The organism is Cellulomonas sp. (assembly GCF_036279715.1).
In the GTDB taxonomy this organism is placed as follows: domain Bacteria; phylum Actinomycetota; class Actinomycetes; order Actinomycetales; family Cellulomonadaceae; genus Cellulomonas_A.
The window spans coordinates 48,881-71,322 of sequence record NZ_DASUIR010000043.1 but is presented as its reverse complement, the minus strand read 5'-3'; the positions used below and the strand labels follow the sequence as shown (position 1 = coordinate 71,322).

The window sequence follows — 22,442 nt, the reverse complement described above, 5'->3', positions numbered from 1 at the left end:
CTGGTCAGCAGCCGGGGCCGTGGGGGTTGGTCAGGCAGGTGTCGGCGACGAGGTGGGTGCGGCGTTCGACGACGGTCAGGGGTGGGTGGGTCGTGGTGGTGGTGGCGGTCCCGGTGATGGGTCGGGTGGTGGGGTCCCCGGCGATCTGGTAGGTGCCGGTCCAGGTGGTGGTCAACGTCAGGGTGTAGGTGCCGGGGGCGGTGTAGGGGTGGCCGTGGGACCCGGCGGGGTAGGGGCTGTCGGGGCCGGCCGGTGGGGTCGACCCGTCGGTCGGGTAGGGCAGGCCGGGGTCGGTGGTGTCCAGGGTGGTGTGGTCCCCGAAGTCCCACACGTACCGGGTGGGGGTGGCGTGCACGGTCACGGGGTAGCCGAGCAGGGTCGTGGTCAGGTCCACCGGGGCCGGGTCGGCGGTCACGATGATCCCGTACCCGACCAGGACGTACCCGGTGCCGGGTTGCACGGTCGTGGGTGTCGGGGGCAGCGGCAGGCGCCGGAAGTCCGCGACCGTCAGCGCGGGCAGGACGTCCTGCGGGCAGGCGCCGGACGCGACGTGGGACCACGCGGTCCACGGCCCGGCCTCGCTGGGGCGGGTGCGGATCCACAACGGGTCCAGGGCCACCACCCCGGGCCCGCAGAACTTCGCCGGCACCGCCCCGTCCGCACCCCCGCACGGACCGTTCAACGCCGTGGTCAACGGCACCGTCGTCACACTGCACTGCACCCCCCGGGCATACTCCGTCAGCACCGCCACCGGATCACCCGCCGCCACCGCCACCGCCCAGGCCTCCTCAACAGCCCGGGCCTCGCGACCATTCAGCGCGATCACGTGGTCGCCTCCCTCGGCTGTGATGTCTGCCAGCGCTGGCGTCGCAGTGGCAGCGAGCGCCAACACGAGCGTTGCGGCGCAGGAGCCGGCTCGTTGGAGCCACCGACTATTCACTTGCCACGTCGACTTCGCCCGCACGAACCGACCAGGTCTCACCATCGCGCACGACGATGAGATGGATCACGAACGGCACCTCGCTCGACTTGTGGTCGACGACTCCGCCAGCCGATTCGAGTTCAACCCACGGGGCCTGCACAGCGTCGATGTCGACGGAGAACCACGATCCGGCTGTGACCTCAACACCAACTGCCGACGTGACCGCCATGTCGGCACCGACTTGATGGTGACCGAGTGCATGCATCTTCTCGACGTTGGCCACGACGCTTGCGCAGAAGACGCATTCGGGGTGGGCGAGTGCCTTCCAGTCGCTCAGGTCCCCTGTGTTGTACACGTACGGGTAGAGCGACAGGAAGTACGTGGCGGTTGCGATCGCGCCGTCGAGATTGACCGTGTCCATCGCGGCCGGGCGCTCGGGCTTCGGCGTCGCCGTCGGGCTGGGTGTGACAGCGGCTGTCGGTGTCGGCGGAGCAGCGACAGTCGTGGCTGGGCTGGTCGAGACGGCCACGGGCTCAGAGCCGCCGAACGAGCAGCCGCCGAGCAGTCCGACCGCCAGAATCGCCGCAGATGCGACCCCGACCGGGCGCAAGGAGACGGCGTCGGGCACAGGCAGGGTGCGAGGCATGCCCGAGAACCTACCGATAACCACCCAACCCGGTCAGCCGATCTCACCTCCCTGTGGACAGCAGCTCGGTTGGCTCAGGCCGTCAACCACGCCCGCAGCGCGTCGTAGCACGCAGTGAGCTCCCCCACGGGGCACCGCTCGTCGGCCTTGTGCGCGAGCAGCGGGTCGCCGGGGCCGAAGTTCACCGCGGGGATGCCGAGCTCGGAGAAGCGGGCGACGTCAGTCCAGCCGTACTTCGGCGCTGGCACCCCGCCCGTGACCTGGAGGACGGCGGCGGCGAAAGCGGCGGCGGTCGGGTCGTCGAGACCGGGCCGGGCGCCGGCCGCACCGTCGACGACGACGACCTCGTAGCCGTCGAACACCTCGCGGACGTGGGCCTCTGCCTGTGCGAGCGAGCGCGAGGGCGCGAACCGGTAGTTCACGGTCACGGTGCACGAGTCGGGGACGACGTTGGTCGCGACGCCGCCACGGATCGTGACGGCGTTCAGACCCTCGCGGTAGACGAGTCCGTCGACCTCGACCGAGGCGGGTTCGTACGCCTCGAGCCGGCGCAGCACCTCACCGGCGCCATGGATGGCGTTGACGCCCGTCCAGGACCGGGCGGAGTGCGCCGCGACGCCCGGCACCTGCACCTCCACGCGCAGGGTGCCGTTGCAGCCGCCCTCGATGCCGGCCGCGGTGGGCTCGCACAGGATCGCGAACTCGCCTGCGAGCCAGTCGGGGTGGTTCCGGGCAACACGGCCGAGGCCGCTCAGTGCCGCCTCGACCTCCTCGTGGTCGTAGAAGACCCAGGTGACGTCGCGCGTCGGCTCGGCGAGCGCAGCGGCGAGGGCGAGCTGCACCGCGACGCCGCCCTTCATGTCGACCGTCCCGCGTCCCCAGATCTCCGCGCGCGAGCCTTCTCCGACGATGCGGGTCGGGAGGTTGTCCGCGACGGGCACGGTGTCGATGTGTCCGGCGATGACGACGCGCGCCCCGGTGCCGAGGCTCGTCCGCGCGACCACGGCGTCGCCGTCGCGCAGGACCTCGAGGTGGGGGTGCGCCCGCAGCGCCGCCTCGATCGCATCGGCGAGGGCAGCTTCCTGGCCGCTCTCGGAGGGCACGTCGCAGAGCGCTCGCGTGAGGGTGACGAGATCGCCCGTCAGGTCGAGCTGCGCGGCAACGGCGGGATCGGGCATACGGTCGGTCACGTCCACGACCCTACCCATGCCCCCGTCTAGAGTGACCGGCATGTCCGACCGCAACGCGTGGGCCTTCGGCCTGGCCACAGTGACCCCCGACGGCACGACGCTCGACGTCTGGTACCCGGCACCCGCTCTCGGGTCGACCCCGGAGGGTGCGGTCGCGCCTGGCGACCTGCTCGCGGGCCAGCGCGTGGACGACGCGCGGGGCGTGCAGACCGTCGTCGTGCGCACGCAGGTCGACCTCGACACGGCACCTGCCGACACCGCCGACGCCTACCTGCGGCTGCACCTCCTCTCGCACCGCCTCGTCCCGCCGCACGGCCAGAACCTCGACGGGATCTTCACCGTCCTGCCCAACGTCGTCTGGACGGATCGCGGCCCGTGCGCGGTCGACGGGTTCGAGGCGACCCGAGCGCGACTGCGCGCCGCGACCGGTGTCCCCGTCACCGTCCACGGCGTCGACAAGTTCCCCCGCATGGTCGACTACGTCGTCCCGAGCGGGGTGCGGATCGCGGACGGCAACCGTGTGCGGCTCGGCGCCCACCTCGCCGCCGGAACGACGGTGATGCACGAGGGGTTCGTGAACTTCAACGCCGGCACGCTCGGTGTCTCGATGGTCGAGGGTCGGATCTCCTCGGGCGTCGTCGTCGGCGACGGCAGCGACATCGGTGGTGGCGCGTCGATCATGGGGACGCTGTCCGGCGGCGGTCGAGAGGTCGTCTCGATCGGCCGACGATCTCTCCTCGGTGCCAACTCGGGGCTCGGCATCCCGCTCGGGAACGACTGCGTCGTGGAGGCCGGTCTCTACGTGACGGCCGGCACCAAGGTCACGCTCGTGGGCTTCGCCGACGCGACCGGGGTGGTCAAGGCGCGCGAGCTCGCCGGGACCGACAACATCCTGTTCCGTCGCAACTCCCTGACCGGCGGCGTCGAGGCGGTCGCGCGGTCCGGTGCCGGCGTGCAGCTCAACGCCGCGCTCCACGTCAACTGAGGCGACCGGTGGCACGCAGTCGACGACGCCGGCGGGCGCGACGCGGGCTGGCCCGGGTCACGAGGACCGCGCTGCTCGTCGGTGCGCTGCTCGTCGGTGCTGTCGTCGTGGTGGTCACCGTGCTCGGCCGTTCGGACGGCTCGCGGTCGGTCACGGAGTCGTGCGGCGTGCAGGTCGACGGCACCCGCTGGCTCCTGTCCCCCGTCCAGGGTGACAACGCCGCGCTGCTGGCAGCGGTGTCCGTCCGCCGCGGTCTGCCAGCGCGAGCCGCGACGATCGCGATCGCTACGGCCCTGCAGGAGTCAAAGCTCGTCAACCTTGGCTACGGCGACCGCGACTCGGTGGGGCTGTTCCAGCAGCGGCCGTCGCAGGGCTGGGGCACGGCCGAGCAGATCATGGACCCCGTCTACTCGACGGATCGCTTCTACGACGGTCTCGTCGCCATCGCCGGCTACCAGGACCTTCCCATCACGGACGCCGCCCAGAAGGTCCAGCGCTCGGCGTTCCCGGAGGCGTACGCGCAGCACGAGGCACGGGCCCGGGCCTGGGCGTCGGCGCTCACCGGCTGGTCGCCTGGCGCGCTGACCTGCACTCTCCACGCGCCCAGCGGCGCAGGATCGAGCGACGTGTTCACCGCGCGTGTGGACCGGGACCTCGGCGCTCTGCCCGTGACGATTGCCGCGGCCACCGACAAGGCACCCGCGGCGATCGTCGTCGACGCGCGATCGCTCGGAGGCGGGTCGGGCGCCGTCGCGGACGACGTGCGCGGCAGCTGGGCGTTCGCGCAGTGGGCCGTCGCGGTCGCCGCTGACCAGCACGTCACCTCCGTGCGCGTCGCGGACCAGGTGTGGTCGCGGAAGGACGCCGGCTGGGCACCGACGAGCGCCGCGCCCGTCGCGAGCGGATCGGTCGAGGTCACGCTCGCTGCCGCTGCCTGAGCGGTCCCGCCGCTCGGCACGGGCCGAGGTGCGGGACCGGACGACCGATCAGCGCACGGACACCGGGACGTAGTCGCGTTCTGTGGCGCCTGTGTAGATCTGGCGGGGGCGACCGATCTTCGTCTGCGGGTCGTTCATCATCTCGCGCCACTGCGCGATCCACCCGGGCATGCGCCCCAGCGCGAACAGGGGCGTGAACATCGACTCGTCGAAGCCCATGGCCTTGTAGATAAGGCCGGTGTAGAAGTCGACGTTCGGGTAAAGCTTGCGGGAGATGAAGTAGTCGTCGCTCAGCGCAATCTCCTCGAGTCGCATCGCGATCTCGAGGAGCTGGTCGTTCTTGCCGAGGGCAGAGAGCACCGCGTCCGCGCTCTGCTTCACGATCGCGGCCCGCGGGTCGTAGTTCTTGTACACGCGGTGGCCGAAGCCCATGAGGCGGACGCCGTCCTCCTTGTTCTTCACACGGGTCATGAAGTCGGTCGCGTCACCGCCGTTGGCCTGGATCTCGGTGAGCATCTTGAGGACGGCCTCGTTGGCGCCGCCGTGCAACGGGCCCGACAGCGCGTTGACGCCCGCGGCGACCGACGCATAGAGGTTCGCGTGGCTCGAGCCGACGATGCGCACCGTCGACGTCGAGCAGTTCTGCTCGTGGTCGGCGTGCAGGATGAGCAGCTTGTCGAGCGCCTTGACGATGACCGGGTCGGCCTCGTACTGCGAGTACGGGACTGCGAACGTCATCCGCAGGAAGTCGTCGACATAGCCGCGCGAGTAGTCCGGGTAGAGCAACGGCTCGCCGCGCGTCGTGCGGTGGATGTAGGACGTGATGGTGCGGGTCTTGGCGAGGATGAGGACCGTCGCGAGCTCGACCGTCTCGGGGTCGAAGGGGTCAAGAGACTCGGGGTAGAACGCCGACAGCGCATTGATGGCCGAGGACATCACGGCCATCGGGTGCCCGTTGCGCGGGAACGTCCCCATGAAGGTCCGGAAGTCCTCGTGGACCAGCGTGTGCCGGTTGACGCGCTCGACGAATCCGTCGAGTTCGACCGGGCTCGGGAGCTCGCCGTGGATCAGGAGGTAGGCGACCTCGAGGAAGCTGGAGTGCTCAGCGAGCTGGTCGATCGGGTACCCGCGGTAGCGCAGGATGCCGGCGTCGCCGTCGATGTAGGTGATCTGGGACTCGCACGAGGCCGTGTTCATGAACCCCGGGTCGACGGTCACGAGGCCGGTGTCGCGCAGCAGGGACGACACCACGATGCCGTCGCCGCCCTCGGTGGCCCGGACCACGGGAAGCTGGTGGACCTCGCCGTTGGTGATCAGCTGCACGTCTGCCGTGTCGGCATCGGTCATGGTGTTCCTTCCTGCGGCCCGGCGGTGGGCGGTCGTCCGCTCGCGCCGTTCGTGTCGCTGCTTACGGCCAGTCCGGACGGCTGGTCGGCCGTCGTTGGCCAATGGTGACGCTACCTTTGCCAAGCCGATGCTGACGAATCATCACCGGGCCCATGGTCCCGGTGTGACCACCATCACATCGTGATGATCGGGCGCTCTCGCGGCGTCCGGAGCCGCCTCACGCGCCGGTGAGGCGCGCCGCGGCCTCGCGCACCCGTTCGTCCGACGCGGTGAGCGCGATGCGCACGTGGCCTGCTGCCGCGGGCCCGTAGAACGACCCCGGCGCCGCCAGGATGCCGAGCGAGGCGAGGTCGGCCACGGTCGCCCAGCAGTCCTGACCGCCGCCCTCGGGTCGCACCCACAGGTACAGACCGGCGTGCGAGCCGTCGACGACGTAGCCCGCCTGCTCGAGCGCCGATCGCAGCACCGCACGGCGCACCCGGTAGCGCTCCCGCTGCTCAGCCACGTGGTCGTCGTCCCGAAGGGCCGCCGCGGTCGCCGCCTGGACCGGTCCGGGAACGATCATGCCCGCGTGCTTGCGGACCTCGAGCAGCTCGGCGATCAGGGCCGGGTCACCCGCGACGAACGCGGACCGGTACCCCGCGACGTTCGACTGCTTGGACAGCGAGTACACCGCGAGCAGGCCCGTGAGGTCGCCCCCCGTGACCCGCGGGTCGAGGATGCTCGGGACCCCTGACGACACCCACGGCTCGTCCCAGGCGAGCTCCGCGTAGCACTCGTCCGACGCGACGACGACGCGACGTCCGGTGCGCCGAGCCGCCGCGCGGGCCGCGTCGACCACGGCACGCAGCTCGGCGACCGACAGGACCCGACCGTCCGGGTTGCCGGGCGAGTTGAGCCACACGAGCCGCACGGCGTCGGCGACGGTGTCGTCCGACTCCCCCGCACCCGGCGCGAGCAGACCCACGACGTCGTCCACCGCGACGGGGGCTGCCCCTGCGAGGCGCGCGCCGACGTCGTAGGTCGGATACGCGCACGCCGGGTGCACGACGACGTCCCCGGCGCCGAGACCGAGCAGCGACGGCAGCCAGGCCACGAGCTCCTTCGACCCGAGCGTCGGCAGCACCGCGGCCGGGTCGAGCCCGCGGACGCCCCGGCGCCGCGCGAACCAGTCGACGACGGCCTCGCGCAGCTCGAGCGTGCCGTGCGTCGTCGGGTAGCCCGGCGCGTCGGAGGCAGCCGACAGCGCCTCCCGGACTACTGCCGGCGTCGGGTCGATCGGCGTACCGACCGACAGGTCGACGATGCCACCGGGGTAGGTGCGCGCCTTCTCGGCGAACGGGACGAGCGTGTCCCAGGGGAAGTCCGGCAGCTCTCCGGTGCGCAGGCCCATGCGTGGGCGCGTCAGGCTTCGTGCACCTGGAGGGGGAGCACGGCGATGATCGGGTGGTCCTTCTCGATCATCCCCATCTTCGCGGCACCGCCGGGCGAACCCAGGTCGTCGAAGAACTCGACGTTCGCCTTGTAGTACTCGCTCCACTGCTCGGGGACGTCGTCCTCGTAGTAGATCGCCTCGACCGGGCACACCGGCTCGCACGCACCGCAGTCGACGCACTCGTCCGGGTGGATGTAGAGCGATCGCTTGCCCTCGTAGATGCAGTCCACGGGACACTCGTCGATGCACGCCTTGTCCTTGACGTCAACGCAAGGCTGGGCGATCACATACGTCACGGTCGATCCTCCGCGGGCCCGAGGGCGATCAGGGGTTGGGGTTCTAGTATCCACCAGGTGCGCATCATGACGAGCTCGCGTCCACCGGCGGCCGTGTGAACCAGCCCTGGCGAACGTTGACCCCTGGGGTCCGTGTCGTCGTCCGCAGACGCCTCGGCCCAGACGAGGAGCTGCTGTACAGCGACGTGCTCGGTGAGCTCCTCCTCGTCGACGACGACGGTGTCCTCATCGAGACCCGGCGAGGGCGCGTGCACGTCCCGGGGCAGGACATCGCCCTCGCCAAGATCGTCCCGCCCGCGCCCGCGCGCAGGCCCCGGCGCGACTGACCCGGGGCCCGCGTCACCTCACGCCGCGGGCGGCACCGGCGTCGTCGGAGCGGGACCGCAGACGATCTTGTTCTGCGGCTTGTACGTCCACGTGAACGACTTGGTCGTCTTGACCACACCGTCCAGCGACAACGTGCGGGTGGTCGTCACCTTGAACCCCGGGTTGCCGGCCGACGACGCGACGCACGTCGGCGACTGCGAGTACACCGTCGTCGGCGTCTTCACGTTCGACCGTGCACTCGTCGAGGTCTCGACCGTCCAGTACTTGGTGCTCCAGATCCGCACGTGCACCTGGTTGTCGGCGACCCACGCCTGCACGAGGGCGCCGTAGGGGGTGGTGTTCTTCCACTTCATGTCGAGCACACCGGTGTAGATCGTCGCCTCGCGACCCTCGGGGTAACGCGAGAACCACTCGGTGTGCGGACGGTGCTCGATGTCCTCGAAGCCCGCGAAGTACGCCGCGTTGAACGTCGTGGTCGACACCTGCGAGAGACCGCCGCCCATCCCCTGGACGTGCTCCCCGCCGACCAGCACCCCCGCGTCGATGAACCCGTTCTCGGCCGTGATGGGACCGAGCGCCTCGGTCAGGCTGAACGTCCCGTCGGGCTGGACGAGCGTGCCGTTGATGTGGGCCGCGCCGTTCGTGATGTTCGCGGTGCGCTTCGGCTCGGACGTGAGCGGCGTGGCGAACTCCGAGACGATCTCCTTGACGCCCAGCGCCGCCAGCTTGTCGGTCGACTGCGCCGGGTCGGTCTGGGAGAGCTCGACGGTCGCGGTCCGGTCGCTGGCGAGCGCCGCCGCTGCAACGGCATCGGCGAGCGTCTGCGGGTCGAGGGTCGTCCCGGCCTGACCCGGCACGATGACCGGCGCGTCGTTCTGGAACTCGAAGTGCGCGTCCGCCGACGCCGTGAGCAGGTTGGTGGTCCGGGCCAGCACCTCGGTGACCAGTTTCGGGCCGTCGAGCTTGAGCGCCAGGGCGGAGTCCTGCGCCACGAAGCTCGCGACGGAGGCCAGCGCCTTGACGGGCAGGGACACGAGCTGCCCACCGACCTGGACCGCGACCGGAGCGGACGTGACCCTCGTCGCGACCTCAGTCATCGCCTTGTCGGTCTCTGCCTGCGTGATGTCAGGCTCGATCGCGACGGTGGCGAGCGTGAGCGGCCGAGCAGCCGTCAGCCACTGGGTACGCACCGTCTGCGCGGCAGCCGCCGTGTCGAGCTCCCAGCCGTCGACGGCGGCCGTCTCGTGCGGCGTACCGTCGGCGAACACGATGGCGCCGTCGACGGGAGCCTGGCTCAGCGAACCACCCAGCGCCTCGATCGCGGACGTCAGAGCGGCGTCGTCCACGTGTGTGACCGGCGTCTGGACGCCGACCCCGAACAGCAGGTTCCACAGCCGCGCCGGGTGCAGGTCGAACCCGACGAGTCGCGACACGGTCGCCGGCGCGTCCAGCGTCAGCCCGGCGCTCGCCGGGTCGATGGTGCCCGTGACGTCACCCGCGGTGACCGCGATGGGCTCGGTCGTGACCGACGTGAGCCCCGACCGGAGCGCGGCAACCGCGGCGTCCTGGTCCAGCCCGCCGATGTCGACGCCGGCCACCGTCGCCCCGCGCGGGACCTTCGACGCGACCGCGTAGCAGGCTCCGACGTAGACGGCCCCGAGCACGACCACGATCGACAGGATCCACAGCAGGACCCGCGGCCAACGACGTCGACCGGAGTCTGCCGCGAACACGTCGAGCGGGGACGACGACTCCTCCGCGACCTGGGTGACGCGCGCCGGGACCGGGCTGGCGTCGCTGGATGTCGGCGAGGACACGACGGTGGCCGACGAAGCCCTCTGCGCCGCCGGAGCTTCCCGGCCGACGGGCGCCTCGGCGCCCAGCGGCGTCGGTGCCGGGATCGGCGCCGCCTCGGGGGTTGCCGGGGCTGCGGGGGCTGCGGCGGCTGCGGCGGCTGCGACCGGACGACCCGGGATGCCGGGGACGCGGACGACCTGCCCGGGCACCGGCCGCGCGCTCGGCGCGGACGTGGTCGAAGGCCATGGCGGAGCGTTGACCGCCGATGCGGCGACAACCGGAGCGGCGGCGACCGGAGCGGCAACGATGGGGCCGGCGGGGGCGGCCGGGGGCGCTACGACCGGCAGTGCGACAGCGTCGCTGGGCGCGACGGGCACGACCGGCACGACGGGCACGGGCACGACGGGGATCTCGGGGGGTGTCGTCGTCGGGACGTTGACGGCACCGGCAGCGGCGACGGCATCGAGCAGCGGGGTCCGTGTCGGGCTCGTCGCTGCCGGCGCGACTGTCGGCGCCATGATCGCCGTGGCAGTACTGTCCGCGACTCCACGCTCGGCCGCAGCGGCGGGCTCCGGCGTGACCGGGGGCGCAGGCTCGGCTTCGGCCGCAGGCTCCGGCTCGTCGTCGATCGGCTCCGGCTCCGCGTCCACCGGAGCGTCGGGATCGGGTGCGGCGTCGGGCGCCTCGACGACCTCGGCTGCGTTCGCGGCCTCAGGAGCGGTCTCGTGGTCGCCAGCAGCTGAGGTGTCGACGTCGGGCTCGTCCACCGGCTCGCCCACGGGCTCGGACTCGTCCGCCGGCTGGGACTCGTCCTGCGGCTCGGCCGCGGCGTCCTCACCCGGTGTCCCGTTGTCGACATCAGCGCCACCGGTCGCGGCATCGTCGGACGGAGCCTCGGTTGCGTCCAGGACGGGCTCGCTGCCCGTCGTCGCGGCGTCCTCGCGCGCATCGGCTCCGCGCTCGGTGCTGCTGCCCATCGGTGTTCCCCCTGCTGCGTCGTGCTGTCGGCCTGTGCGGGCTCGATTCTACGGGCGGAAGCCCGCCCACCAGGGCCGTGCCGCGCCAGGTGGACCGCCGCGATCCCTGGTCAGACGACCGGGCGAATGCGACCCCGCAGGTGCACGATCCCGCCTGCGGCCGAGGCACCCTGGCGCGCCTCAAGCACGGTGCCGACGACGATGTCGTGGTCCCCCGCCCGATGGACCGCGGCGGTACGGCACTCGAACCACGCCGAGGCGTCGTCCACCCAGGCTGCGCCCGACCGCGGCGCGCGGGTGTGCGGCACCCGGGCAAGCTGACCGACCGCGGGACGGCCGGGCGACGCGAGCCAGGTCGCGACGGGGGCCGCGGTCTCGGAGAGCACGCTCACGGCCCACACGTCCACGTCGTCGAGCGCCTCACGGAACCGCGCGTCCACGTGGACGCAGAACAGCAGCATCGGGGGCTCGAGCGAGACCGACGTGACGGCGCTGGCCGTCATGGCGTAGTCGATCCCCCGCCAGTGCACCGCGACGACGACGACGCCCGCGGGCAGCCGAGCGATCGCCGCGCGGTAGACGTCCGGATCGGCGGGCGCGTCCGTCATGGCCTCGGCGACCGGACCCGGCGGGTGCGGACCATCGGCTCGTCGCTGAACCAGCGGCGGGGGGCGAAGGCTGCGGCGCCGGTCGCGAGTGCGGCACCGATGATCCACGCCCAGCCGATCGAGTCGCCGGCCGGCACGAGCACGTCGCCACCCGGGCCGCTCTGCGAGAGCACCTGGACGAGGAGGAACAGTCCGCCGGCGTACGCGACGAGGGACACGTAGCCCGACCAGGCCCGGACCGCGACGCCCGCCGCGAGGACGAGGGCCAGCGCGATCGCGACCCCCCACGGGGAGATCGCGCGGTGCGCGACGGTCCCGACCGTGCCGACGACGGCACCGAGGACGAGGGCGACTGCGGCGCGCACGAGGGCTCCGCCAGTGAAGGGCTGCACGGTGGTCAGGCTACCCGCCGGACCCCGGGCGGCCACGCGACACCATCGGCGGTCGAGCCGGGCGCGAGCCGGTACTCCTCGACGCCGAGCACGGGCGCGAGGACGTCGTTGCTGAGCGCGTAGGAGCCGACGACGGCACCGGGGGCGCTGGACGCATCGCCGACCGACCCGGCGGTCGTCACGCCCTGGACCTGCGTCACGTGGGCGCGCAGCGCCGCGGCGAGCCGCGCGAGCACCGGTCGGACGTCGACCGTCAGGTCGACCTCGCCGTCCGGGACGACGACCGACGGCACGGGGCCGTCGGGGTCTGGGAGTCCCGCGCGAAGGTCGCTCGCAGACAGCTGCGGGTCTGCGGCGAGCTCGCGGTACGCCGCGCGCAGCGACTCCTCCCCCCGGACCGCCCACAGGACCGCGGCAACGGCGTGCGATGGCCCCACCTCGCGGGCCCAGTCGGGGTCGGCCGCCAGCGCAACGGCACGTGCCGTCACCTCGTGCGCCCGGACGTGGTCCGGGTGGCCGTAGCCGCCGCCGGGCTCGTAGGTGACGACGACGGCAGGGCGACGGCCCCTCAGCACGCGTGCGAGCCGAGCCGCGGCGTCGTCGAGCGGGACGCCGACGAACGCGCCGTCGGGCAGGTCCTCGCGGCGCCCCGCCTGCGCGACGCCCGCCCACGCCATGCCGGAGTCGGTGAAGCGCGCCGCGCTCGCGCCGACCGGTGAGGCGGTGCGGCCGATCACGGGCGCGACGGTGTCCAGGAAGAGGTGATCGGTGACGCCGAGCGCCTCGAGGGCCGCGGCCAGCTCACGCTCGCGGTGCGCGGCCAGCGCGGGTCCGTCTCCCTCGAGGTGCGCGAGCTCCGGGCCGATGACCTCGCCGAGCTCACCGCGCGTGCACGTCACGACCGTCACGGGCAGGCCGGCCGCGGCCCATGTCGCGAGCAGGGCACCCGTCGCGAGCGTCTCGTCGTCCGGGTGGGCGTGGACAGCCAGCAGCCCACCCGGCGACGAGCCAGTCATCGTGCGGTCAGGCCCGCTTGGTCCGCGCGAACACGCGTGCGCGCTCGGACTGGTCGAGGATCACCTTGCGGATGCGGACCACCGTGGGCGTGACCTCGACGCACTCGTCCTCGCGGGCGAACTCGAGGGACTCCTCGAGCGTGAGGTGGCGCGGCGGGGTGAGGTTCTCGAACGTGTCGCTGGAGGCAGCGCGCATGTTCGTGAGCTTCTTCTCCTTGGTGATGTTGACGTCCATGTCCTCGTTGCGCGAGTTCTCGCCGACGATCATGCCCTCGTAGACCTCCTGCGTGGGGTCGACGAAGAACGAGCCCCGCTCCTGCAGGTTGACCATCGCGAACGGCGTGACCGGACCCGAACGGTCGGCCACGAGGGAGCCGTTGATGCGCGTCTCGATGGCGCCGACCCACGGCTCGTAGCCGTCGGCGATCGACGACGCGATACCGGTGCCGCGCGTGTCGGTGAGGAACCGCGTGCGGAACCCGATGAGGCCGCGCGCCGGGACCATGAAGTCCATGCGGACCCAGCCGGTGCCGTGGTTCGCCATGGTCTCCATGCGGCCCTTGCGCTGCGCGAGCAGCTGCGTCACCGCACCGAGGTACTCCTCGGGGACGTCGATCGTCATGCGCTCCATCGGCTCGTACGTCTTGCCGTCGATCTTGCGCGTGACGACCTGCGGCTTGCCGACCGTGAGCTCGAAGCCCTCGCGACGCATCTGCTCGACGAGGATCGCGAGCGCGAGCTCCCCGCGGCCCTGGACCTCCCAGGCGTCCGGACGCTCGGTCGGGAGCACCCGCAGCGAGACGTTGCCGACGAGCTCCTTGTCGAGGCGGTCCTTGACCTGGCGGGCCGTGACCTTGTGCCCCTTGCCGCCCCGGCCGGCGAGCGGCGAGGTGTTGATGCCGATGGTCATCGAGATCGCCGGGTCGTCGACCTTGATGAGCGGCAGCGGCCGCGGGTCGTCGGGGTCGGTCAGGGTCTCACCGATCGTGATGCCCTCGATGCCCGCGACGGCGACGATGTCACCGGGGCCGGCCGACTCGGTGGGAACGCGCTCGAGCGCCTTCGTCTCGAGCAGCTCCGTGATCTTGACGTTCTGCAGCGTGCCGTCGGCCCGCGCCCACGCGACCGTCTGGCCCTTGCGGATCGTGCCGTTGAAGACGCGGAGCAGCGCGAGACGCCCGAGGAACGGCGAGGCGTCGAGGTTGGTGACGTGCGCCTGCAGCGGCGCGTCCGCGTCGTACGTCGGGGCCGGGATCTTGTCGAGGATCATCTGGAAGAGCGGCTCGAGGTTCGGGCTGTCCGGCATCGTGCCGTCGGCGGGCTGCACGATCGACGCGCGGCCGGCCTTCGAGGCCGCGTACACGACGGGCACGTCCAGGATGGCGTCGAGGTCGAGGTCCGGGACGTCCTCGTGCAGGTCGCTCGCGAGACCGAGCAGGAGGTCCATCGACTCGGTGACGACCTCGCTGATGCGCGAGTCGGGCCGGTCGACCTTGTTGACCAGGAGGATGACCGGCAGCTTCGCCTCGAGCGCCTTGCGCAGCACGAACCGGGTCTGCGGGAGCGGGCCCTCCGACGCGTCGACGAGCAGCACGACACCGTCGACCATCGACAGGCCGCGCTCGACCTCGCCACCGAAGTCCGCGTGGCCGGGGGTGTCGATGACGTTGATCGTGATGCCCTCGGGGTGACCGTGGGCCGCCGCCGCCGGTCCGGTGTAATGGACCGCGGTGTTCTTCGCGAGGATCGTGATCCCCTTCTCACGCTCGAGGTCGCCCGAGTCCATGGCGCGGACCTCGACGTGGGCGTGCTCCCCGAACGAACCCGACTGCCAGAGCATGGCGTCGACGAGGGTCGTCTTGCCGTGGTCGACGTGGGCCACGATCGCGACGTTGCGCAGGTCGGAGCGCACACTCTTGCCGGCAGGCACAGACATAGAAAACTCATCTCAGGGAGGTGGGGATCGCACCGCTTCATGAGGCGCGGGGTAGATTCTACGCGCCCGCGCCGTGGATCCGCTTCATTCGGCCTCAGCGACCCGGTCAGGGCCCCCGGCCGGCGCCTCTCGACGGCCCCGCGGGCGCCTCTCAGAGGCCCGTCGGCGGGATCCTCTCCTCGCCCAGGTGGTCGAGCTTGTCGGCCGTCGCGCGAGCCGTCGCGGTCCGCTCGATCTCGTCCTGCTCGTGCTGCGCGGCGACGATGAGGGCGTCGCGGGCCTCCCGACGACGACGCTGCTCGGCCGGGTCCGGCACCGGCACGGCTGACAGGAGCCGCTGCGTGTAGGGGTGCTGCGGGTCGTTCACGATCTGCTCAGTGCGGCCGACCTCGACGAGCTTGCCCTGGTGCATGACGGCGATGCGGCTCGCGAGGATCTCCACGACGGCGAGGTCGTGGGAGATGAACAGGCACGCGAAGCCGTGCTCGCGCTGCAGCTCCTGGAAGATGGCCAGCACCGTGGCCTGCACCGACACGTCGAGGGCGGACGTCGGCTCGTCCGCGACCAGCAGCTTCGGCTCGAGCGACAGGGCGCGCGCGATGCCGACCCGCTGGCGCTGGCCGCCGGACAGCTCGTGCGGGTAGCGGTTGCGCATCGAGCGCGGCAGCTGGACCTGGTCGAGCAGCTGCTCGACGCGCTGGCTCAGCGTCTTGCCCTTGATCCCGTGGTGCAGGTACAGCGGCTCACCGATCGACTCACCGATGGGCAGGCGCGGGTTCAGCGACGACCCGGGGTCCTGGAAGACGATGCCGACCTGGCTGCGCAGCGGCGCCAGGTCCTTGCGCTTCGCGCCCACCATGTTCACGCCGGCGATCGTCAGCTCACCGTGCGTCGTCGGCAGCAGCCCGACGACCGCACGCCCGATCGTGGTCTTGCCCGAGCCCGACTCACCGACCAGTCCGACGACCTCGCCGTACCCGATCGTCAGGTCGACGCCGTCGACCGCACGGAAGGCCGGGGTGCGCCCACGGCCGGGGTACTCGATGACCATGCCGCGCGCCTCGAGGACGAGCGGGTGCGCCGCCGCAGCCTCGGCGGGCGCGGGCGTCGGCTCGCCCGCTGCTGCGGAGAGGGGCCGTGCCGTGCCCAGGTGCGGCACCGCGTCGAGCAGCTTGCGCGTGTACGGGTGCTGCGGGTTGCCGAAGATCGCCTCCGACGTCCCGTGCTCGACGACGCGACCGTCCTTCATGACCAGGATGTTGTCCGCCATGTCGGCGACGACACCCATGTCGTGCGTGATCAGGATGATCCCCGAGTCGATGCGGTGGCGCAGGTCCCGCATGAGCTTGAGGATCTCGGCCTGCACGGTGACGTCGAGCGCCGTCGTCGGCTCGTCGGCGATGAGCAGCCGCGGGTCGCACGCGAGGGCCTGGGCGATCATCGCGCGCTGGCGCTGCCCGCCCGAGAGCTGGTGGGGGTAGGAGTCGAACCTGTGCTCGGGGTCCGGGATCTCGACGAGGGTCAGCAGCTCGATGGCCCGCGCGCGGGCCTCCTTCGGAGACAGCGTGAAGTGCGTGCGCAGGGTCTCGACGATCTGGAAGCCGACGGTGTAGACCGGGTTGAGCGCGGTCATCGGCTCCTGGAAGATGACCGCGATCTCCTTGCCGCGGATCTGCCGCAGCCGGTGCGACGGCATCCCGATGAGCTCACGGCCGTCGATCTTCGCGCTCCCGCGGGCACGCCCGTTAGGCGGGAGCAGGCCGATCAGCGACATCGACGACTGCGTCTTGCCCGAGCCGGACTCACCGACGATCGCCAGCACCTCGCCCGGCCGGACGTCGTAGTCGAGGTCGATGGCGGCGGCGTACCACTCGCCGTCCACGTAGAAGTCGACGCCGAGGCCCCGGACGCTCAGGACAGGTTCGGCCTGCTGCGCGGGGACGGGGACGTGCGCGGTGTCAGTGGCCACGGGAGATCGGGTCCTTCCTGGCGGCACGCGGCGCGGCGACGGCCGCGCGGGGCATGTCTGGGAGCATGGGCGCATGGGTCCTGCGCGAGTGTTCGCTGCGACGTCGGGACGCGTGCTCACCGTCGTGGCAGCGGTCGCCGCTCTCGCGGCGCTGGTCGGCTCGGCTGCCTCGGGCGGCCTCGGCGAGCTGCTGCGGTACGGAGCGATCCCCGTGCTGGGGCTCGTCGTCGTGTGGGCGCTGTTCTGGTACCCGCAGGTCGAGGTGTCCGACGGTGAGATCGTGCTGCGCAACGTCCTGCGCACCGTCCACATCCCGTGGCCGACGTTCCGCGGCGCGGACACCCGCCTGTCGCTCACGATCGACACGACCGACGGACGCTTCACCGCCTGGGCCGCGCCGGCGCGCAGCGCCATGGGTGCCCGCGCTGACGCGGCTGCCCCCGGCCGTCCACGGCTCGGCCCGCCGCGGCGCGGGCGCAGCGAGTCCGACGGTCACACAGCCGACGTCGTCGCGCTCGAGATCGCGGCGCGCCGCGAGAGCCTCGAGCGAGCCGGCCACCTGCGCCCCGGCCCGCCGCCGACCGGGGTGCACGTCACGACGACGTGGCACCTGCGCATGATCGCCGTCGTGTCCGTGCTCGGCGCGCTCGCCGTCGCGGGCGCCGTGCTGGGCTGAGCCGGTCCTCATCAGGCCCCCGCCCCGAGGCTCGTGCCGGTACCGAGGTCGTCCCGCGGAGGAGCAGTCGTCGTCCCCTGGATCGCGGCCCGCGCAGCGAGGCTCTTCTCCATCTTGCGCTGCGACGGGATGCGCTTCTGTCGCGGGTCGAACGCGTCGCGCAGACCGTCGCCGATGAAGTTCACGCTGAGCGCGATGACGACGATGAGGAGACCCGGCCACCAGAAGAGCCAGGGCCGCGTCGCGAAGGCCTCCTGGTACTGGTTGATGAGCTGCCCCAGCGACACGTTGGGGTACCGGATGCCGAGGCCCACGAAGCTCAGCGCGGTCTCCAGCAGGATCGCCGAGCTCATGAGCAGCGTCTGGTTGACGATGATGACGCCGATCGAGTTCGGCAGCATGTGCTTGAAGATGATGCGGACGTCGCTCGCTCCCGCGACCCGGGCCGCGTCGACGAACTCACGCTCGCGCAGCGACAAGAAGTCGCCGCGGACGAGTCGCGCGAGGGTCGTCCACGACGCGAGGCCCAGGAACACCGCCAGCAGGTACGCGCCACCCTGACCGCCGGCCAGGCTGCCGAGGACCGCCCCGAGGACCAGCACGGGGATCGTGATGACGAGGTCGGTGAACCGCATCAGCCAGCTGTCGAGGTGCCCACGGAAGTACCCGGCGACCGCGCCGACCAGGATGCCGACCACCGTGGACACGAGACCCACGATGACCATGACGGTGAGGGACGTCTGGGTCCCTCGCATGACTCGCGCGAAGACGTCGCGACCGGCCTCGTCCTGGCCGAACGGGTGGTCGCCGATGGCGAACCCATCCCCTCCGAGCCACACGGGCAGGTGCATCGTGGGGCCGCCGCCGGCGTGGGTCAGCGAGCCCGTCGCGTTGGGCGTGAACTTCCACCACCCCGTCCACGGTCCGACGCCGACCGAGGTGAACGCCAGAAGGACGACGAACGCGAGCGCGAACATCGCCACGACCGCCGCCCGGTGCCGGACGAAGCGCGACCGGACGATCTGTCCCTGCGACAGGCCCTCGACCTGCTTGAGCTCGATCGAGGTCTCGAGCCCCTCGGTGACGTCGGGCCGGGGGCTCGGCGAGTCGCCGTGCGCAGCGGGGTTCGGTGGCGTGCTCATGCGTTCACCCGGATCCGTGGGTCGAGAGCGGCGTAGATGAGGTCGGCGACGATGTTCGCCAGGATCGCGAGCGAGGCCGTGATGACGAGGTACGCCATGATCGGCTCGATCTCCGCGTTGTGCAGCGACTTGATGAACAGCTGGCCCATGCCGGGCCGGCCGAACACCTGCTCCGTGATGATCGCGCCGCCGAACAGCGCCACGATGTCGAGCGGAACGATCGTCGCGAGCGGGATCAGCGAGTTGCGGAAGCCGTGCCGCATGACGACCGTCCGCTCGGAGAGGCCCTTGGCCCGCGCGGTGCGGATGTAGTCCTGGCCCATCACCTCGAGCATGCTGGCCCGCGAGTACCGCGTGTAGCCGGCGAAGCTGATGAGCAGCAGCGAGATCGTCGGCAGGACGAGGTGCGTGTAGCTGTCGAGCGTCTGCACCCAGAAGTCCCCGCCGAGGTTCGGCGTGGCATCGCCGACCGTGGCGATGGGTCGGCCCCCGATCGCCTGGGAGCCGAAGAAGTCGGGCCAGACCCGCATGACGCGGTCGAGGAAGACCATCGAGGCGATGATGCCGGCCGTGATCGCCGCCGTCCGCGCGGACTGCGCCCAGTCGGGCCCTCCCCACAGGCGTCCGACCGCGTAGCCCGAGAGCACGGCGACGATGCCGAGCCCGATCGTGAGGGGCCAGCCGAACGTGACGTACACGAACAGGTACTGCAGCGGCGTGTAGAGCGCGAGACCGAGAGCAACAACGGTGAGCGAGGAGTACAGCGCGCGCCGATGACGCAGCCCCGTCGAAAGCGTCGTGACGCCGAACGCCACGGCGACGCCCACGACGGCGATGAGCACGGGCCCGAGGTTCGGTGAGCTCCACCAGTCGCTGGCCCAGAGGTAGAACAGCGCACCGACCGTGGCGACCAGGGCCAGGACGAACGTGAGCAGTCGCCGCCGCCAGGCGCCACCCATCGCGAGCGACCAGAGGAGCCCCAGGACGACCCCCGCGACGATCATGGACGTCCAGGACTGGACGGGGTCGGCGAGGAAGGTGTTGAAGCCGATGGCACCCCACTGCTTGAGGAGCACCGCGACCCAGAACGCGGGCAGCGAGTAGAGCAGGAACGACACGAACGTGATCAGGTAGTCGAACGCCGAGTACTGGCGCAACGCGCTGATGATCCCGACCGCGACGCCGAAGAGGATCGCCAGGACCGTGGCTGCTCCGACGAGCTGCAGCGTCGACAGCATCGCACCGCCGAGCTTGTCGTTCACCGCCTGGCCGCTGCGCCAGGCCGTCCCGAGGTCACCCGTGAGCGCATGGCCGAGCCACTTGCCATAGCGGACGACGACGGGCGTGTCGAGGTCCAGGAGCTGCCGGCGGGCCGCGATGAGCTGGGCCTTGTTGCGGGCCGTGCTCTCCTCGAGGTCCTGGAGCGGACGGATCGAGACGCTGACCAGGAGATACATCAGGAAGCTCGACGTCAGGAGTGTGGCGAGGCCCTGGAGCAGCCGTCGCCAGAGGAAGGTGAACATCGGGAGCGATACCTCGCAGTGACAGCGGAACCCACCGTGGCGGCGTCATCGTACGCGCCGGTCACCGCGCGACCCGGGCAGCCGGTGACGGCGCTCGGTGCCTCGTGGAGCCGATGGGGATCGTGGCGGTGGACCGGGTCGCGGTCCATGGTCGACGACGCACGGAGGGCACCGGAACCGGGTGGTTCCGGTGCCCGCCGTGCACGTCACACGGTGCTCACGAGCAGCGTGCTGGAGCGGCTCAGCTGGTCGGCGTCGGGGTTCCCGACGGGGCGGTCGCCCCTGTCGTCTTCCACTCCCAGAAGTTCGCGAAGATCGTCGGAGAGATCGAGCTCGGCGAGACGCCCGTGACGTTCTTGTTCCAGGCCTGGATGGCGGGGAACTGGAAGATCGTCGTGCCGAAAGCGTCGGCCCAGAGGTCCTTCTCGACCGCGAGCTGGTAGTCGAACTGCTTCGACGGGTCGGTCTCGGTCTGCAGCCCGTCGAACTCGCTGTCGACCGCGGCGCTGGAGTACTTGCCGTAGTTGTTCAGCCCGCCCGTGCGGAAGTTCGCGTCCGACTCTGTCACCGCGGTCGACTGCGACTGCCACCCGAACAGCGACGCGTCGTACTGGTCCTGGCCGGTCTGGAGCAGGGTGCCCCACTCGGCCGCAGGCTTGCTGGCGTCGACGAGCTCGAAGCCCGCCGCCTTGGCGGACTCCTGGATCAGCGCGAACTCGGTCTGACGACGCGTGTTGTCGGCGTTGAACGCGAACCGGACCTTGACGGGCGTGGCGACACCCGCATCGGCCAGGAGCGCCTGAGCGCCCGGGACATCGGCGGCGTCGGAGTAGGCCGACGAGCCGTTCTCCTTGACCATCTTGTCGTAGTTGGCCGAGCCAGGCAGCAGGATGAACGAGTTGCGGACCTTGGCGTCAGGGTTCAACGGCTTGATGAGGTTGTCCACGATCTGCTGACGCGGGATCGCCTTCAGGAAGGCCTGGCGGACCTTGAGCGCCTTGGCGGCGTCGCCACCGTAGGTCGCGGCGTCGAACGGGCCGCCGTTGGCGTGGACCAGGTCGATGTGCTCGTACGTGCCCTCGACCCCGAACGCCGTGTTGACGTTCTTCAGCGCCTCGATCGCGGTGCGGACGTCGGCCGTGGCCTGCGGGCCGATGATGTCGACCTCACCGTTCTCGAGTGCCGTGACCTGGGCCATCGGGTCGTCGATGTAGCGCACCGTGACGCGCTCGACCGACGCCTTGTGGGCGCCCTTGTACTTGGGGTTGGCCTCGAGGGTCAGGTACTGGTTCTCGGCGTAGTCCTTGAGCATGTACGCGCCGGTGGACAGGTAGAGCGCAGAGTCGGCCGGGAGCTTCGTGAACTCGAAGCCCGAGTTCCAGAACTTCGACACCTTGCTCAGCGCGGCGGTGTCGTTGTCCTGGATCGCCTTGACGATCGCGGCCTTGCCGGCGGTCGCGTCGGCTGCACCGAGGGCCTTCTCACCCACGACGTGCGCCGGGACAGCCGGTGCCTGGAAGTCGAGCTCCCAGTCGGCGTACTTCTTGGAGTAGACGAAGGTGATCGACTTGCCGTCGTCGGAGATCTTCGGCGTGTCGGTGATCAGCGTGCGGCTCGGGCTCGTGCCGTCGAAGTAGACGCCGGCGTCGATCTCGTCCTGGTTGGTGATCGCACCTGTCTCCGGGTCCTCCTTCGCCACGACGTTGTTGAACACGTCGGACGTCGCGGCCCACTCGAGCAGCAGGTCGGTCGCGTCGACGGGGGTGCCGTCCGACCAGGTGGTGTCCGCGCCGAGCGTGTACTTGACCGTCAGGGGGTCGTCGCTCGTCTTCTCGTACGTGCCGTACGAGGTGTCGTGAACGAGCTTGAGGTCCTTGTCGTACGTCCAGAAGCCCGCGTCGAGAAGCGCCGTGATGACCGCGTTCTGCGTGGCGTTGCCGTTGGCCGAGCTGGTGTTGAGCTCGTTGAGCGGCGCCTCCCACGCGACGGTGATCGCGCTGTCCTTCTGGATGCCCGAGTCCGACTTGGCCGGTCCGGAGCAGGCGGTGAGAACAAGCACGCCTGCTGCCAGAGCCGCCACCACGGCGGCCGATCGCCTGATCTTCAATGTTCCTCCTGGAGAGTTGGCACGACTCACGCTGATCGAGCACACGGGGCGGGAGGAGTTGCCCCGTCGTGGCTGCGTCGGGCAAGTGCGCCGTGGGTTGACCTCACGCTAGTGAGGCAACTCCGCACAATCAGCGCAAGCCCGACACCAGCTCCCGATCGTTACCCGATCGATACTGGACGGTAGCGTCCAGCATACGAGATGCGCAATTGC

Annotated in this window: 19 protein-coding genes; 4 read left to right on the top strand and 15 right to left on the bottom strand. The window is 71.0% G+C overall.

What is annotated here, in order from left to right:
• Nucleotides 1-4: 4 nt before the first annotated feature.
• From VFW79_RS04805 to dapE, 3 genes are all read right to left on the bottom strand, one after another.
• A complete protein-coding gene (locus VFW79_RS04805; protein WP_329676176.1) occupies nt 5-826 on the bottom strand; it encodes a hypothetical protein in 822 nt (273 codons plus the stop codon).
• 106 nt (nt 827-932) lie between these two features.
• The gene (locus VFW79_RS04800; protein WP_329676175.1) at nt 933-1,568 is read right to left on the bottom strand and encodes a DUF6318 family protein; all 636 of its coding nucleotides are present in this window, start codon (nt 1,566-1,568) and stop codon (nt 933-935) included.
• A gap of 74 nt (nt 1,569-1,642) precedes the next feature.
• Nucleotides 1,643-2,776, bottom strand: a complete 1,134-nt coding sequence (gene dapE, locus VFW79_RS04795; protein WP_414647871.1) for a succinyl-diaminopimelate desuccinylase — start codon at nt 2,774-2,776, stop codon at nt 1,643-1,645.
• Between the two features lie 22 nt (nt 2,777-2,798).
• Here dapE and dapD point away from each other — a divergent pair, with 22 nt between their 5' ends.
• Nucleotides 2,799-3,743, top strand: coding sequence for a 2,3,4,5-tetrahydropyridine-2,6-dicarboxylate N-succinyltransferase (dapD, locus tag VFW79_RS04790; RefSeq protein WP_329676174.1), 945 nt, complete (start codon nt 2,799-2,801; stop codon nt 3,741-3,743).
• 8 nt (nt 3,744-3,751) lie between these two features.
• Entirely contained in the window at nt 3,752-4,681 is a 930-nt protein-coding gene (locus tag VFW79_RS04785) for a hypothetical protein (protein ID WP_329676173.1), read from the top strand.
• A 48-nt stretch (nt 4,682-4,729) separates the two neighbouring features.
• On the opposite strand, the gene VFW79_RS04780 is transcribed toward VFW79_RS04785, so the two are convergent.
• The 3 genes from VFW79_RS04780 to fdxA form a co-directional block, all read right to left on the bottom strand.
• Nucleotides 4,730-6,028: a citrate synthase gene (locus tag VFW79_RS04780; RefSeq protein WP_329676172.1), complete on the bottom strand. Its 1,299-nt coding sequence runs from the start codon at nt 6,026-6,028 to the stop codon at nt 4,730-4,732.
• Between the two features lie 217 nt (nt 6,029-6,245).
• Nucleotides 6,246-7,421, bottom strand: coding sequence for a succinyldiaminopimelate transaminase (gene dapC / locus VFW79_RS04775; protein ID WP_329676171.1), 1,176 nt, complete (start codon nt 7,419-7,421; stop codon nt 6,246-6,248).
• An 11-nt stretch (nt 7,422-7,432) separates the two neighbouring features.
• Complete coding sequence (fdxA, locus tag VFW79_RS04770; protein ID WP_329676170.1) at nt 7,433-7,759, bottom strand: ferredoxin; 327 nt, start codon at nt 7,757-7,759, stop codon at nt 7,433-7,435.
• Nucleotides 7,760-7,854: 95 nt separating this feature from the next.
• Between fdxA and VFW79_RS04765 the strand changes: the two genes are divergently transcribed.
• Nucleotides 7,855-8,085, top strand: a complete 231-nt coding sequence (locus tag VFW79_RS04765; RefSeq protein WP_329676169.1) for a hypothetical protein — start codon at nt 7,855-7,857, stop codon at nt 8,083-8,085.
• 18 nt (nt 8,086-8,103) lie between these two features.
• Here the strand turns inward: VFW79_RS04765 and VFW79_RS04760 are convergent, their stop codons facing one another.
• The 6 genes from VFW79_RS04760 to VFW79_RS04735 all read right to left on the bottom strand — a co-directional run bounded on the left by VFW79_RS04760 (nt 8,104) and on the right by VFW79_RS04735 (nt 16,781).
• Nucleotides 8,104-10,860, bottom strand: a complete 2,757-nt coding sequence (locus tag VFW79_RS04760) for a VanW family protein (protein ID WP_329676168.1) — start codon at nt 10,858-10,860, stop codon at nt 8,104-8,106.
• A gap of 110 nt (nt 10,861-10,970) precedes the next feature.
• Nucleotides 10,971-11,468, bottom strand: a complete 498-nt coding sequence (locus tag VFW79_RS04755) for a flavin reductase family protein (RefSeq protein WP_329676167.1) — start codon at nt 11,466-11,468, stop codon at nt 10,971-10,973.
• Nucleotides 11,465-11,860 (bottom strand): hypothetical protein, encoded by a 396-nt coding sequence (locus VFW79_RS04750; protein WP_329676166.1) that lies wholly within the window; start codon nt 11,858-11,860, stop codon nt 11,465-11,467. Before VFW79_RS04750 ends, VFW79_RS04755 begins: the two co-directional genes overlap by 4 nt.
• Before the next feature lie 5 nt (nt 11,861-11,865).
• The gene (locus VFW79_RS04745) at nt 11,866-12,876 is read right to left on the bottom strand and encodes a PIG-L family deacetylase (RefSeq protein ID WP_329676165.1); all 1,011 of its coding nucleotides are present in this window, start codon (nt 12,874-12,876) and stop codon (nt 11,866-11,868) included.
• Nucleotides 12,877-12,883: 7 nt separating this feature from the next.
• Entirely contained in the window at nt 12,884-14,812 is a 1,929-nt protein-coding gene (gene typA, locus VFW79_RS04740) for a translational GTPase TypA (RefSeq protein ID WP_329676164.1), read from the bottom strand.
• 151 nt (nt 14,813-14,963) lie between these two features.
• On the bottom strand, nt 14,964-16,781 hold the full coding sequence (locus tag VFW79_RS04735) for an ABC transporter ATP-binding protein (protein WP_329676163.1): 1,818 nt from the start codon (nt 16,779-16,781) through the stop codon (nt 14,964-14,966).
• Nucleotides 16,782-16,854: 73 nt separating this feature from the next.
• Here VFW79_RS04735 and VFW79_RS04730 point away from each other — a divergent pair, with 73 nt between their 5' ends.
• Nucleotides 16,855-17,457, top strand: a complete 603-nt coding sequence (locus VFW79_RS04730) for a PH domain-containing protein (protein WP_329676162.1) — start codon at nt 16,855-16,857, stop codon at nt 17,455-17,457.
• 11 nt (nt 17,458-17,468) lie between these two features.
• Here VFW79_RS04730 and VFW79_RS04725 read toward each other — a convergent pair whose 3' ends face one another.
• From VFW79_RS04725 to VFW79_RS04715, 3 genes are all read right to left on the bottom strand, one after another.
• Nucleotides 17,469-18,599 carry an ABC transporter permease gene (locus VFW79_RS04725; protein ID WP_329676161.1) on the bottom strand — a complete coding sequence of 377 codons (1,131 nt, stop codon included), beginning with the start codon at nt 18,597-18,599 and terminating at the stop codon, nt 17,469-17,471.
• Nucleotides 18,596-20,122 (bottom strand): ABC transporter permease, encoded by a 1,527-nt coding sequence (locus VFW79_RS04720; RefSeq protein ID WP_329676160.1) that lies wholly within the window; start codon nt 20,120-20,122, stop codon nt 18,596-18,598. Before VFW79_RS04720 ends, VFW79_RS04725 begins: the two co-directional genes overlap by 4 nt.
• A 241-nt stretch (nt 20,123-20,363) precedes the next feature.
• Nucleotides 20,364-22,229: an ABC transporter family substrate-binding protein gene (locus VFW79_RS04715; RefSeq protein ID WP_329676159.1), complete on the bottom strand. Its 1,866-nt coding sequence runs from the start codon at nt 22,227-22,229 to the stop codon at nt 20,364-20,366.
• Nucleotides 22,230-22,442: the final 213 nt, after the last annotated feature.